The organism is Ferrimonas sediminicola (assembly GCF_005116715.1).
GTDB classification, from domain to species: Bacteria; Pseudomonadota; Gammaproteobacteria; order Enterobacterales; family Shewanellaceae; genus Ferrimonas; species Ferrimonas sediminicola.
The window spans coordinates 279,557-292,656 of the sequence record NZ_SWCI01000002.1 but is presented as its reverse complement, the minus strand read 5'-3'; the positions used below and the strand labels follow the sequence as shown (position 1 = coordinate 292,656).

The 13,100-nt window shown below is 59.7% G+C and carries 15 protein-coding genes; 6 read left to right on the top strand and 9 right to left on the bottom strand.

Annotated elements, in window-relative coordinates; all coding sequences use genetic code 11:
• Positions 1–42 precede the first annotated feature (42 nt).
• Positions 43–660, top strand: coding sequence for a riboflavin synthase subunit alpha (locus tag FCL40_RS04740; RefSeq protein ID WP_136851863.1), 618 nt, complete (start codon positions 43–45; stop codon positions 658–660).
• On the opposite strand, the gene FCL40_RS04735 is transcribed toward FCL40_RS04740, so the two are convergent.
• On the bottom strand, positions 654–860 hold the full coding sequence (locus tag FCL40_RS04735) for a CPXCG motif-containing cysteine-rich protein (RefSeq protein WP_136851862.1): 207 nt from the start codon (positions 858–860) through the stop codon (positions 654–656). The two genes, FCL40_RS04740 and FCL40_RS04735, sit on opposite strands and share 7 nt — an antisense overlap.
• Before the next feature lie 272 nt (positions 861–1,132).
• On the opposite strand from FCL40_RS04735, the gene thrS reads away from it, so the two are divergent.
• From thrS to rplT, 4 genes are all read left to right on the top strand, one after another.
• Positions 1,133–3,067: a threonine--tRNA ligase gene (thrS, locus tag FCL40_RS04730; protein ID WP_136851860.1), complete on the top strand. Its 1,935-nt coding sequence runs from the start codon at positions 1,133–1,135 to the stop codon at positions 3,065–3,067.
• A 3-nt stretch (positions 3,068–3,070) separates the two neighbouring features.
• The gene (gene infC, locus FCL40_RS04725; RefSeq protein WP_136851858.1) at positions 3,071–3,613 is read left to right on the top strand and encodes a translation initiation factor IF-3; all 543 of its coding nucleotides are present in this window, start codon (positions 3,071–3,073) and stop codon (positions 3,611–3,613) included.
• Positions 3,614–3,703: 90 nt separating this feature from the next.
• Positions 3,704–3,901, top strand: coding sequence for a 50S ribosomal protein L35 (gene rpmI / locus FCL40_RS04720; protein ID WP_136851856.1), 198 nt, complete (start codon positions 3,704–3,706; stop codon positions 3,899–3,901).
• 17 nt (positions 3,902–3,918) lie between these two features.
• Complete coding sequence (gene rplT, locus FCL40_RS04715; protein ID WP_028108504.1) at positions 3,919–4,278, top strand: 50S ribosomal protein L20; 360 nt, start codon at positions 3,919–3,921, stop codon at positions 4,276–4,278.
• Positions 4,279–4,402: 124 nt separating this feature from the next.
• On the opposite strand, the gene FCL40_RS04710 is transcribed toward rplT, so the two are convergent.
• Positions 4,403–4,747 (bottom strand): hypothetical protein, encoded by a 345-nt coding sequence (locus FCL40_RS04710; RefSeq protein ID WP_136851854.1) that lies wholly within the window; start codon positions 4,745–4,747, stop codon positions 4,403–4,405.
• Positions 4,748–5,034: 287 nt separating this feature from the next.
• On the opposite strand from FCL40_RS04710, the gene FCL40_RS04705 reads away from it, so the two are divergent.
• Entirely contained in the window at positions 5,035–5,790 is a 756-nt protein-coding gene (locus tag FCL40_RS04705; protein WP_136851852.1) for a Nif3-like dinuclear metal center hexameric protein, read from the top strand.
• 93 nt (positions 5,791–5,883) lie between these two features.
• Here FCL40_RS04705 and ttcA read toward each other — a convergent pair whose 3' ends face one another.
• From ttcA to FCL40_RS04670, 7 genes are all read right to left on the bottom strand, one after another.
• Positions 5,884–6,810 (bottom strand): tRNA 2-thiocytidine(32) synthetase TtcA, encoded by a 927-nt coding sequence (gene ttcA / locus FCL40_RS04700; RefSeq protein WP_136851850.1) that lies wholly within the window; start codon positions 6,808–6,810, stop codon positions 5,884–5,886.
• Positions 6,811–6,925: 115 nt separating this feature from the next.
• A complete protein-coding gene (gene uspE, locus FCL40_RS04695; RefSeq protein ID WP_136851848.1) occupies positions 6,926–7,852 on the bottom strand; it encodes a universal stress protein UspE in 927 nt (308 codons plus the stop codon).
• Between the two features lie 199 nt (positions 7,853–8,051).
• A complete protein-coding gene (gene uspE / locus FCL40_RS04690) occupies positions 8,052–8,978 on the bottom strand; it encodes a universal stress protein UspE (RefSeq protein ID WP_136851846.1) in 927 nt (308 codons plus the stop codon).
• Positions 8,979–9,082: 104 nt separating this feature from the next.
• Positions 9,083–9,829, bottom strand: coding sequence for an electron transport transcriptional regulator EtrA (etrA, locus tag FCL40_RS04685; protein WP_028108498.1), 747 nt, complete (start codon positions 9,827–9,829; stop codon positions 9,083–9,085).
• Positions 9,830–9,888: 59 nt separating this feature from the next.
• On the bottom strand, positions 9,889–10,578 hold the full coding sequence (locus FCL40_RS04680; protein ID WP_136851844.1) for a sulfite exporter TauE/SafE family protein: 690 nt from the start codon (positions 10,576–10,578) through the stop codon (positions 9,889–9,891).
• The gene (gene ccoS / locus FCL40_RS04675; RefSeq protein ID WP_136851842.1) at positions 10,571–10,729 is read right to left on the bottom strand and encodes a cbb3-type cytochrome oxidase assembly protein CcoS; all 159 of its coding nucleotides are present in this window, start codon (positions 10,727–10,729) and stop codon (positions 10,571–10,573) included. Before ccoS ends, FCL40_RS04680 begins: the two co-directional genes overlap by 8 nt.
• Positions 10,726–13,092, bottom strand: a complete 2,367-nt coding sequence (locus FCL40_RS04670; protein WP_136851840.1) for a heavy metal translocating P-type ATPase — start codon at positions 13,090–13,092, stop codon at positions 10,726–10,728. Before FCL40_RS04670 ends, ccoS begins: the two co-directional genes overlap by 4 nt.
• Between the last annotated feature and the right edge of the window lie 8 nt (positions 13,093–13,100).

Here is a 13,100-nt window from a genome sequence, read left to right as displayed (position 1 = left end):
AGGGCTTAGGGTCCGATACTACAAAAAGATTGTTGGAGTTGTATGTTTACTGGAATTGTTCAAACCACGGCAACGATTACGGCCATTACAGAGAGGGACAAGCTGCGGACTTTCGAGGTGGCCATCCCGGCTCAGTACCGGGATAACTTGCAGGTTGGTGCCAGTGTCGCCCACAACGGGGTGTGCCTGACCGTGACAGAACTGGCTGATGATAGAGTCTTTTTCGATGTAATGGAAGAGACTCTGAGGGTCACCAACCTGGGCCAGATGCACGCCGGTGATCGGGTCAACATCGAGCGCTCGCTGGTGTTTGGCAAGGAGGTGGGTGGCCACGTGGTCTCGGGTCATGTGCATACCCAGGCCCGCATCGCCCGTATCGAGCGGACCGAGACCAACTGCACCATGCACCTGACCCTGGACCCGGAGTGGATGAAATACATTCTCCACAAGGGGTTCGTGGCCATCGACGGCTGCAGCCTGACTGTGGGCGACACCGAGCCAGGTGGGTTCAACATTCACCTGATTCCGGAGACGCTGTCGATGACCACCCTGGGTGAGCGTCGGGCGGGGGACAGTCTCAACATTGAGATCGACAGCCAGACCCAGGCGATCGTCGACACCGTTGAGCGGGTGCTGGCCCAGAAGGGACTGACTCAGTAAACCTGTTCATCGTCGCTGTCGACAAACAGCCTCAGCTGCTGCTCCTGCTCATCGATCGCCAGGTGCAGATGGATGGCGTTGCAGCAGGCCTGGCAGTCCTCGAAGTAATCCTGTTCACCGCCGCTGGCATCCACCGCCACGGCGGTTTCATGGCCACAGTGGGGGCAACGAATGGTTTTGTAGAAGGCATCGGTTCTCATGGGCCGACTCCCAAGTTGTACTCTCAATACTGAGTGTAAATGACCCGGGGCGGTTTTACCTCGGCCGCCCACAGGTGATTGAACTCCATTTCATTTGTAATGGCGTTCCCACCTTTCTATACTACGCGTTCTCCGGTTGGACCGGGTGCCGTTCCAAGCACTGTTTGCCCTGTAAGGTGAATACCTTGGCACACGAACCCACTCCTTTGACCGACCTCAATCAAATCTAAGCATGTGATCTTTTGTGTGGATCACCACTGTGGAGAAAAGCAATGCCAGTTATTACCCTGCCAGATGGTAGCCAACGCCAGTTCGACAACCCCGTATCCGTCATGGATGTAGCCAGCGACATCGGTCCTGGTTTGGCCAAGGCGTGCATCGCCGGTCGCATCAACGGCGAGCGTGTCGACGCCTGTGAAATCATGGAGCAGGATTGCAACCTGTCCATCATCACCGCCAAGGAGGAAGATGGCCTGGAGATCATCCGCCACTCCTGCGCGCACCTTCTGGGGCACGCCCTCAAGCAGTTGTGGCCCGATGCCAAGATGGCCATCGGACCCACCATCGACAACGGTTTCTACTACGACATCGATCTGGAGCACAAGCTGACCCAGGAGGACATCGATGCTCTGGAGAAGCGGATGCAGCAGTTGGCCAAGACCAACTACGATGTGGTGAAAAAGCGCGTGAGCTGGCAGGAGGCCCGGGATACTTTCGATGCCCGTGGCGAGATCTACAAGGTAGAGATCCTGGACCAGAACGTCAGTCGTGACGACCAGCCTGGCCTCTACCATCATGAAGAGTATGTCGACATGTGCCGTGGCCCGCACGTGCCGAACATGAAATTCTGCCACCACTTCAAGCTGATGAACATCGCCGGTGCCTACTGGCGCGGCGATTCCGATAACAAGATGCTGCAGCGGATCTACGGCACCGCCTGGGGCGACAAGAAGCAGCTCAAGGCCCATCTGCAGCGCCTGGAAGAGGCGGCCAAGCGCGACCACCGCAAGATCGGCAAGGCGCTGGACCTGTTCCACTGGCAGGAGGAAGCTCCGGGCATGGTGTTCTGGCACAATGACGGCTGGACCATCTACAAGGAGCTGGAAGGTTTTATGCGCACCCAGCTGGATAAGTTCGGCTATGAGGAGGTCCGCACCCCGCTGGTGATGGACAAGGTGATGTGGGAGCGATCCGGACACTGGGACAAGTACTCGGAGATGATCTTCGCCACCGAGTCTGAGAAGCGCACCTACGCGGTGAAGCCGATGAACTGCCCCGGCCACCTGCAGATCTTCAAGCAGGGCCTGAAGTCCTACCGTGATCTGCCATACCGCATGGCGGAGTTCGGCCTGGTTCACCGTAACGAGCCCTCCGGCTCTCTGCACGGCCTGATGCGGGTACGCTCCTTCACCCAGGATGATGCCCATGTATTCTGTACCGAGGAGCAGATCCTCGACGAGGTGACCGCCTGCATCCAGATGGTGTATGACACCTACAAGACCTTTGGCTTCGAAGAGATCGACGTGAAGCTGTCGACCCGTCCCGAGCAGCGCATCGGTTCCGACGATCTGTGGGACAAGGCGGAACAGTCCCTGGCCGAAGCCCTGGAAGCCAACGGCCTGACCTACGAGCTTCAGCCGGGCGAGGGCGCCTTCTATGGGCCCAAGATTGAGTTTACCCTGCACGACTGCCTGGATCGTGCCTGGCAGTGTGGTACCATTCAGCTAGACTTCTCCATGCCTCAACCTGAGCGCCTGGACGTGAGCTACGTGGGTGAGGACAATGCCCGCAAGGTACCGGTGATGATCCACCGTGCCATTCTGGGCTCCCTGGAGCGCTTCATCGGCATCCTGATTGAAGAGTTCGCGGGTAAACTGCCCACTTGGCTGGCACCGGTGCAGGCGGTGGTGATGAATATCACCGATAAACAAGCCGATTACGTGGAAAAAACCGTTGAGGCCCTCAAATTTGCTGGAATTCGTGCCAAGGCGGACTTGAGAAACGAGAAGATTGGCTTTAAAATCCGCGAACATACTTTAAAGCGCACCCCGTATTTGCTTGTCGTTGGTGACAAAGAGGTCGAAAACGGCGAGGTGGCGGTGCGTACGCGCGATGGCGTTGATCTGGGCAGCATCAAAGTCGATAAGATGATTGAGCAGATCCAAAATGAGATCAACGACCGTAGTCTGAAATTGCTGGAGGAATAAGCTATAAAAGGCGGAAAAAAGCAAGGTCCGGCCAAGGACCAAACTCGCATCAACGGTGAAATTCGCGCTCGCGAAGTTCGACTGATTGGTGCCGACGGTGAGCAGGTTGGGATCGTCTCTGGTCGCGAAGCGGCGGAGATGGCTCAGGAAGCGAATCTGGACCTAGTGGAGATCAGTCCGAACGCAGAGCCACCGGTGTGCCGGATCATGGACTACGGTAAGTTCCTTTATGAGCAGTCTAAGAATCAGAAGGAACAGCGTAAGAAGACCAAGCGGATCCAGGTTAAGGAAGTCAAATTCCGTCCTGGCACCGATGAAGGCGATTATCAGGTAAAACTACGCAACCTGACTCGCTTCTTGGAAGACGGAGACAAAGCGAAAGTTACGCTGCGTTTCCGGGGTCGCGAGATGGCCCACCAGGATCTGGGCCTGAAACTGCTGAATCGTATTAAAGACGATCTGGCGGAACTGGCCCAGGTGGAGGCCTTCCCTAAAGTGGAAGGTCGCCAGGCTGTTATGGTCCTCGCACCTAAGAAGAAACAGTAAGGCTTCCAAGTAACAGTTCAGCCCAGTCGCTGACTGGGCTGAATTTGTTCGCCTTGCAGTTCTATTTTTATTTACAATGCGGAGTTTAGAATGCCTAAGCTGAAAACCAATAAAGGTGCTGCTAAGCGTTTCAAGAAAACTGCCTCCGGCGGTTTCAAGCGCAAGCAGTCTCACCTGCGTCACATCCTGACCAAGAAGTCCACCAAGCGCAAGCGTCATCTGCGCTCCAAGCAACTGGTTGCAAAGTCTGACGTGGCTCAGATCCGCACCATGCTGCCGTACGCCTAATTGGGAGGGATTAAAACATGGCTCGTGTAAAACGCGGTGTGACCGCTCGTGCTCGTCACAAGAAAGTACTCAAGCAGGCTAAAGGCTACTACGGTGCCCGTAGCCGTGTCTATCGTGTAGCAGTTCAAGCTGTTACCAAGGCTGGTCAATACGCTTATCGTGACCGTCGCCAGAAAAAGCGTCAGTTCCGTCAGCTGTGGATCGCCCGTATCAACGCTGCTGCTCGTCAGAACGGCATGTCTTACAGCCGTTTCATCAACGGTCTGAAGAAAGCTTCTGTTGAGATCGATCGTAAGATCCTGGCCGACATCGCCGTATTCGACAAGGTGGTATTTACTGCCCTGGTAGAGAAGGCGAAAGAGGCCCTGGCCAAGTAAGCTCGCGCTTGCCTGGACAGGAAAAAGGGACCCTAGGGTCCCTTTTTTCATCTCCGCCTATCAGGCGTACAGTGTCAGGCGTAAAAAAACCGGCGTCAGCCGGCTTTTTTCATCCATACGCTTATCAGCGCTGACCCCGGGGCAGGGTGCTGCCTTGAGCCAGTTTTTGTGCCCACAGTTGCTTGGGGCTCAGGCCGCCGTTGCCAGAGGCTTTGGCCGCCTTTTTGGGGGCAGCCGCTTTCTTGGCGGGTGCGCTCTTCTTGGGCTCAGCCTTGGGCGCGGTGTCGGCAGCTGCAGCACCGCCGGTCAATTCGCTAACCATTTCGGCCAGGTCACCCAGACGCAGAGATTTACCGCCATCTACCTTGAACCAGCTGCCTTTCTGCTCGATGGTTGGGGCCTTGCCATGTTTTGCCAGGTACGCATCATTGAGCTGCTGCAGTACCTCTTCCTTATTCAGTTTGGACATGTAGTTTTAAACCTTTGTCTTTTCGCCGACTCGGGCTGATATTTCAGCCTGTCTTTATACCGATTCCAGGCCAATTTGTCTAATAAATGCGACAAGATTTCAGCAGTTTTGAGATTTATGCCATCAAAGCAGAGTAGTTCGGGATTGCCGGCCTTTATTCGCCCTCAAATCAATTATTCATTGAGTTAAGAGCCTTTGGTTTCCACTGGAGGAAGGGGCAAAGATTGGCAAAGGGACCGGCTATCGAAGTACACTTGGGCTATTCGGTTTCGGCATGACAAGACAAGATGAAACGACACGAGTTACTCCACGCCCTGGATCAGCTTCTGACCCCCAGGCAGTTCAAGGATTATGCCCCCAACGGCCTGCAGGTAGAGGGGCGGGAGGAGATCCGCCGCATCGTGACCGCGGTGACGGCGGGTCAGAGTGCCATCGATTCCGCCATCGAGCAGGGGGCGGACGCCCTGCTGGTGCACCACGGTTACTTCTGGAAGGGGGAGAGCCCGGTGATTACCGGCATGAAGCGCAACCGGCTCAAGGCGTTGCTGGACAATGACATCAACCTCATCGGATACCACCTGCCGCTGGATGCCCATCCAACCCTGGGCAACAACGCCTGTCTTGCCAAGGCCCTGGGCCTGGCGCTGTGCGGGCCCATGGAGGCTGGCAATGACCTCTCCATTCCAGTGTGGGGCCGGTTCGACACGCCGGTTACCGAGACTGAGCTGTGCCGGCGTATCGATCTGGCATTGGGGCGGCAACCGCTGTGCATCAGTGGCCATGACCGTCCAATCTCGACCCTGGGGATCTGCTCCGGGGGCGCACCGGACTACATCGACCTGGCCGCCGAGCTGGACCTGGACGCCTACCTGTCGGGGGAGGTGGCGGAGCGCACTTTCTACAGTGCCAGGGAGCTGGGGGTCAGCTATTTCGCCGCTGGTCACCACGCCACCGAGCGGGGCGGGATTCAGGCGCTGGGGGCGTATCTGCATGGGGAGTATGGCCTGCAGGTCACCTTCGTCGATGTGGACAACCCGGTGTGACGCCGACAAGAACAAGGGCGCCCTTGTTCTTGGTAACGGCCGTCGCCGAGGCTGGCTTGCTGAAGCCGACTGGGGCGGTCCAGCCGCTACGAATCACGGCTGGTAGACGTTGACCACGTCGATGCGGCTGGCCCGATCCAGGTCGATGTGGCCGCTGTTGTCGGCATCGAAGAAATCGAAGGCCGGCAGATCCGATTCGGCCACCTCACCACTGGGCTGGGCGTCGGGGTCGGCGCGCAGATCGGTGAAGTTGAACAGCGCGCGGTCGACCAGCTGCGAGGGTGCCACATTCTGCATGGCGGTGAAGATGGTCTCGATGCGGCCGGGAAACTGCTTGTCCCACACCTGGAGCATCTCCTTGACCTGCTTGCGCTTGAGGTTCTCCTGTGATCCGCATAGGTTGCAGGGGATGATGGGGAACGCCTTCAGCTCGGCGTATTCGGCGATGTCCTTCTCCCGGGCGTAGGCCAGGGGGCGAATCACCACGTTGGCGCCGTCGTCGGACAATAGCTTCGGAGGCATCGACTTGAGTTTGCCGCCGAAGAACATGTTGAGGAACAGGGTTTCGACCATGTCGTCCCGGTGGTGACCCAGGGCGATCTTGGTGGCGCCGATGCGCTGGGCAAAACCGTACAGGGTGCCTCGGCGCAGCCTGGAGCACAGGGAGCAGGTGGTCTTGCCCTCGGGGATCTTGTCCTTGACGATGGAGTAGGTGTCCTTCTCCAGAATATGGTAGGCGACCCCCAGGCTATCCAGGTAGGCGGGCAGCACCTCCTCCGGGAAGCCGGGTTGCTTCTGATCCAGGTTGACCGCCACCAGCTTGAATTCCACCGGTGCCCGGTGTTGCAGGTTCAGCAGGATGTCCAGCATGGTGTAGCTGTCCTTACCCCCGGAGAGACACACCATCACGACGTCGCCATCTTCGATCATACGGTAATCTTCGATGGCACTGCCCACCTCGCGCCGAAGGCGTTTCTGCAGTTTGTTCAGACGGGTTTTCTGCTTTTGGGTAAGTTCCACTCCATACCTCGGTGTCGTGTCAATTTGGGGCTGGCATTATCCCCGTTCGCCGCAGGCGGGTAAAGGCTCAGGCACAAAAAAACGCGGCCTGGGCCGCGTCCTCGGGTGAGCCGGGTTACTCGGCCAGGGGGCAGACAAAGCTCTTAGGCTTGAAGGCGACCAAGTCACACTCCAGGCTGTCGATGACGTGCTCCGCGGTGTTGCCGATCAGGGCGGCGGACAGGCCGCTGCGGCCGACGGTGCCAAGCATCACCAGCTCGGCATCCAGCTCCCTGGCCAATTCGGGGATGACATCCTCGGGCAGCCCTTCGAGCACGTGGCAGCGCTTGTGATCGATGCCGTGGCGGTCGGCCAGCGCCTCGATACGTTGAGTATGGTGCTGTTTGATCGACTGGTTATAGGCATGGGCGTCGAAGTCCGGCAGCTCGATGGCGATGTTCACCGGGGTGCCGGGGTAGCCGTTGACCAGGTGCACCCGGGCGTCGATGAGGGTGGCCAGCTTCACCGCATGGTCGACGATGCGGTCGTTGAGCTCCTGGTGCTCCTCATCGTCGGCGGCCACGTTGACGGCGGCCAGGATGGTGCCGTCGGCGGGCCAGTCGTGCTCTTTCACCAGCAATACGGGTACCGGTGCCTTGCGAAGCAGGTGCCAGTCGGTGGGGGTGAAGATCACCGACTTTAGCTTGTCGTGGGCATGGGTGCTCTTGATGATGTAGGCGACATCGTGGCTGAGGACGTGATTGATGATGCTTTCGAAGGGACGGTTGTGCCACACGACTTCGAAGGTGACATCCAGTCCGTCGGTGATCAGCGGCTCGGCCAGTTGTTCCAGCCATTTTCGTCTCTGATTGACCACCCCGTTACGCATGGCATCTCGCTCCTCCTGGGACAGCATGGAGGTCATCTCGTAGGAAAAATCAAAGATACTGAGGAACAGGGTCAATCTGGCTCCGGCACACCGGGCCAGGTGGGCGGCCCTCTCCAGCGCAGGTTGGTCATCCCGGCTGGGATCGATGACTACCAGAAATCGTTCGCTGCTCATAACGCTCTCCTAACTTGGTATCCCTTACCCACGGCGTGGCATAGAGGGGCGGATCATTCCTTTGCTTCAGATCAATGGTGCCTCAGTCCACCACCCGGGCGGGCAATCTGAGACTCACTCCTGCAACTAGAGTATCACTTCTAAATGATTTTCAAAGGCTTAATCCAAAAGAAAAGGGGCCACTGCCCCCTTTCCGGTGTCAGGCCAGGGGCGACTCGAAGGAACTTGGCTTCAGTGCCAGCAGGTCGCATCCGATATTATAGATAACGTGCTCGGCGGTACTGCCCAGCAGGGTGGCGGTGATCCCCTGCTCGCCGATGGTGCCCAACACCACCAGTTCGGCGTCCAGATCCTGGGCTATCGCCACGATCACCTCTTCCGGGTCCCCCTGGCGCGCGTGGCAGTGGTCGGCGGCGATACCATGCTTGGCGCCGAGCTCCTCCAGGTGCTCCTGGTGCTGTTTGCTGATCGAGATATTGAAGCCGAGGTTGTTGAACTCCGGCTGTTCGATAAACAGGTTGTCGGGCAGGCCGGGGTAGCCGTTGACCAGGTGGACCTGGGCGTCGACCAGTTTGGCCAGGCTGGTGCAGGTTTGGATGATGCGTTCGTTCAGCTCCCTGTGAACCTCATCCTCGGCGTCAATGTCAATGGCCGCCAGTATCTTGCCCTCCTTGGGCCAGTCGTGCTCCTTGACCATCAGCACCGGCACCGGCGCCTTGCGGATCAGGTGCCAGTCTGTCGGAGTGAAGAAGGTGGCCGACAGCCGATTGCCCCCCTCCTGGGTGCTCTTGATGATGTAGCCGACGTCGTTGTCGAGGACATAGCGGATGATCGCCTCGAAGGGGCGGTCATGCCACTCCACCCGGGCGTCGACGCTGAGCCCCTCCTGCTGCAGCGGGGTGACCAGTTCCTCGACCTGGCGGTGGTGCTTGTCGATCAGCCCGTCTCTGAGGGCATCCCGCTCCGTCTTGGAGAGCAGGGCGGTCTTTTCGTAGGTGAGGTTGAAGATCACCGAGAACAGGGTGATTGGGGCCCCGGTTTTGCGGGCCAGGTGGAGAGCCCGATCCAGGGCCGGTTGTTCGACCCGGTCCGGATCGATCACCACTAGGAGTCGTTCACTGCTCATATCTGCCTCGTCTAGATGTCGGACACTATACTGTTTGTTCTAGAACAAAACTGGCGACTTGGCGAATGAGGGAGACAGAAAGGGCACCTTGTGGTGCCCCCGTTTTAGCGTGCGATGCGGGCATTTCCCGCCAGATCCGATAGCCGTTCCAGATCCAGTATGGTGATGTACTTGCCCTTGACCTCAATCAGGCCGGACTTCTGGAAACGGCCGAGCAGGCGGCTGATGGTTTCCACGGTCAGGCCAAGGTAGTTGCCGATGTCCCCCCGGGTCATGGTCAGGCGGAACTCGCGACTGGAGAAACCGCGGTTACCGAAGCGCTTGGCAAGGTTGCTGATGAAGGCGGCGAGACGCTCCTCGGCGTTCTTCTTGGACAGCAGCAGGATCATCTCCTGGTCCCCCATGATCTCATTGCTCATCAGCCGCATGATCTGCTGGCGCAACCGGGGCATGGCACCGCTGAGCTGGTCGAGGGTTTCATAGGGGATTTCGCACACCATGGCGGTTTCCAGTGCCTGGGCGAAACTCTGATGCTGCTCGGAGTGGATACCGTCGAAGCCGATGACGTCGCCGGCCAGGTGGAAGCCGGTGATCTGCTCGTCGCCGTTTTCGGTGATGGTATAGGATTTGATGGTGCCCGATCGGATGGCAAACAGACTCTTCAGGGGCTCGCCTGACTGAATCAGGATCTCACCCTTCTGAATGGGCTTCTTTCGTTCGATGATGGCGTCCAGTTTGTCCAACTCATTGGCATTGAGCGTGAACGGTATGCAGAGTTCTGACATGCTGCAATCGTGGCAGTGAATAGCACAGCCACCGAACGCCGTCCTTTTTGCGCGATTGTTATCCAAGGCTCTTTCCCGATTGGGTCAACTCATGACACATGGTAAACCAAAACCTTCTCTTGAAGCTAGAAAAATTGACCTAGCGCAATAGTCATTGTGTGCACACCGTAGACGATCAACAACAGGGCGCTGAAAAGCTTAAATCCTTTATTAACCAAAAGCTTCTTAAACGCATCGGCCGCCGCACCTACCAGTATCATGCTGGGCAGGGTTCCCAGGCCGAAGGCGGTCATGGCCATAACGGTGTCCAGCGCCGAACCGAGAGAGAGGGCCCAGATCAAGGTCGAATAGACCAGGCCACAGGGCAGCCAGCCCCACAGCATACCCGCCGCCAGGGCCTTGGCGGGTGAGGTGACCGGCAACTGCCGCCGCGCCAGGGGCGCCAGGCGGCTCCACAGCGGGTTGCCCAGCTTCTCCACCATCACCAGGGCGGAGGAGAGGTTGGCCAGGTAGAACCCCATCAGGATCAGCATGATTCCCGCCAGCAACCGCATCCCGGTCAGCCAGTGATCCAGGTCAAACAGCACCCCGATTCCGCCGGCGAGGGAGGCGAGCAGCGCGCCGGCGGCGGCGTAGCTGGTCACCCGCCCCAGGTTGTAGGCGGCCAGCAGGCCCAGCCGCCTGGAGAGGTTCAGCTGATCACGGCCGGGCAGTCCATGGCTGAGGGCGGCCATGATGCCGCCGCACATCCCCACGCAGTGAGCCGAACCGAGCAGGCCGATGGAGAGAGCGGCCCACAGGCTGAACTCACTCATCGCGCGGCTTCTGTTCGTCGTCGAACAGGATGCTGGATCCCTGGCGGTCCAGGTCCTCGAACTGATCGGATTTTACCGCCCAGAAGAAGACGATGACGGCGATGATGACAAAGAGGATCGCCACCGGGATCAGGGTAAAGATGATGCTCATAGTTTCAATAGTCTCACACTGTTGCCGACCACGATCAGCGAACTGGCCGACATGCCGATGGCAGCGGCGTAGGGGGGCACCAGGCCGCAGACCGCCAGCGGCAGGATGGCCAGATTATACCCCAGGGCCCAAATCAGGTTCTGGCGGATGACGCGAACGGTCTTTTTGGCGATGGCGATGCCGTCGACCACCGGGCCCAGCCGGTCACCCAACAGCACCAGGTCGGCACTGCTCTTGGCCAGTTCGGTGCCGGCGCCCATGGCGATGGAGAGATCCGCCCCGGCCAGAACCGGGGCATCGTTGACACCGTCGCCGAACATCGCCACCCGGTGGCCGTCCATCTGCAAGCTCTTCAGGTAGGTGTGCTTTTCTGCGGGGGTCATGCCGTGGTGGCAGTCGTCCATCTTCAGCTCGGCGGCCAGGGCGGGGGCTTGGGGGCTGGGATCGCCGGAGAGCATCTCGCAGCGAAGTCCCTGGGACTGAAGCCGGGCCAGGGTCGGGGCGGCGTCTTCGCGCAAGGTGTCCTCCAGCCGGAACCAGGCCAGTGACCCCCTCTCGTCGGCCAGCCACAGCCGGTCATCCTGCTGCTCCAGGCCAATAAAGCGGCTGTGGCCCACCCGGTAGCGGACCCCGTTCACCCTGCCCTGAATGCCCCCTGCGGGGATGTGCTCCAGGGACTCGACGGAAAGGCCGGGCTGGTCGAAGGCCCGGAACGCCTGCGCCAGGGGATGGCTGCTGGCCCGCTCCAATGCCGCCACCAGGGCGAGGTGACGGGCCACCGGGTGCCCATCGAGGCTGTGGCTGCGGGTCAGTGACCAGTTGCCTTGGGTCAGGGTGCCGGTCTTGTCGAACAGCAGGGTATCGATTTTCGGCAGGGTCTCGAGCACCCGTGAACTGCGGGAGAGCAGGCCGTGATTGCGCAGGGCGGTACTGCCGCAGGTCAGGGCGGCCGGGGTCGCCAGGGAGAGGGCGCAGGGGCAGGTGGCCACCAGTACCGACAGAGTCACCCAGAACGCCCGGGCGGGGTCGATGAAGTGCCAAGCCAGGTAGGTCAAGGTTGAGAGGGCCAGAACGCCGGGGACAAAGTAGCGAGCCACCCGGTCCGCCAACCTGGCGATCTCCGGCTTCTCCTGGGCGGCCTGCTCCTGCATCCTCACTATGGTGTGAATCAGTTGTTCGGTGCCGACCCGGGTGATGCGAATCTCGATGCTCTGATCGAAGTTGACACTGCCGCCGTAGAGCGGGTCGCCGGCGCGCTTGGCTACCGGTTCCTGCTCGCCGGTCAGCATGGACTCATCCACGGCAGCGGCCTGGGACACCAGCTCACCGTCGGCGGGGATGGCGTCGCCCGGCTTCACCAGGCAGAGGTCGCCGATCTTTAGGGTCTTGGCCGCCACCTGCTGCTGGCCCTGTTCGGTGACCAGTTCGGCGGTGAGCGGCACCAGTCGGTGCAGGTTGGAGGCCGATTCCGCCGCCTTGCGCCTGGCCCGCTGCTCCAGGAACCGCCCAAGCAACAGGAAGAAGGTGAACATGGAGACCGACTCGAAGTAGACCTCGCCGGCGCCCTTGAAGGTGGCCACGCAACTGGCACCGAAGGCCCCGAGGATGGCGATGGAGACCGGGAGGTCCATATTGACCCGCAGCGACATCAACGCCCTCAGGGCGCTGAAGTAGAACGGCTGGGCGGAGTAGAGGGCCACCGGGGTGGCAAACAGCAGCGACACCCAGCGGAAGTAGTCACGGTAGAGGGGATCGAGTTCGGTGAAGTAGCCCATGTAGAGGGCGACCGCGAGCATCATCACCTGCATGGTGGCCATGCCGGCCAGCCCCAGACGGAACAGGAACTGCCGGGTGCTGTGGGCATAAGTCTGCTCCTTGGCGTCCGGCTGGAAGGGAGTTGACGGATAGCCGATGGCGGCCAGCTGATTGAGGATCGCCGACAGCTTGATCCTGTCGGGATACCAGCTCACTGTGGCGCGCATGGTGGTGGTGTTGACGTTGACCCTGTGGATGCCATCGAGCTTGCGGAAGTGGCGCTCGATCAACCAGGCACAGGCGGCACAGCTGATCCCCTGCACCGACAACACCACCGAGTTCAGCCCCCCCTCCCGGGCGACAAACTCCCGCTGCACCTCTTCGAGGTCATAGGCATCAAGCTGGGCCATGATCGCGTCCAGGCTCTGTTTGCTGCCGGATTCGGTTCGGTAACGGTAGTAGTCCCCCAGCCCGGCATCACAGATGGTTTGGGCCACGGCGGCGCAGCCGGGGCAACACATCTCCCTGGGCTGGGCGTCGATGGTGACGGAGAACGTTGCGGACAGCGGCACGGGCTGTCCGCAGTGGAAACAGGCGTTACTGCTCAAAGTTGCCC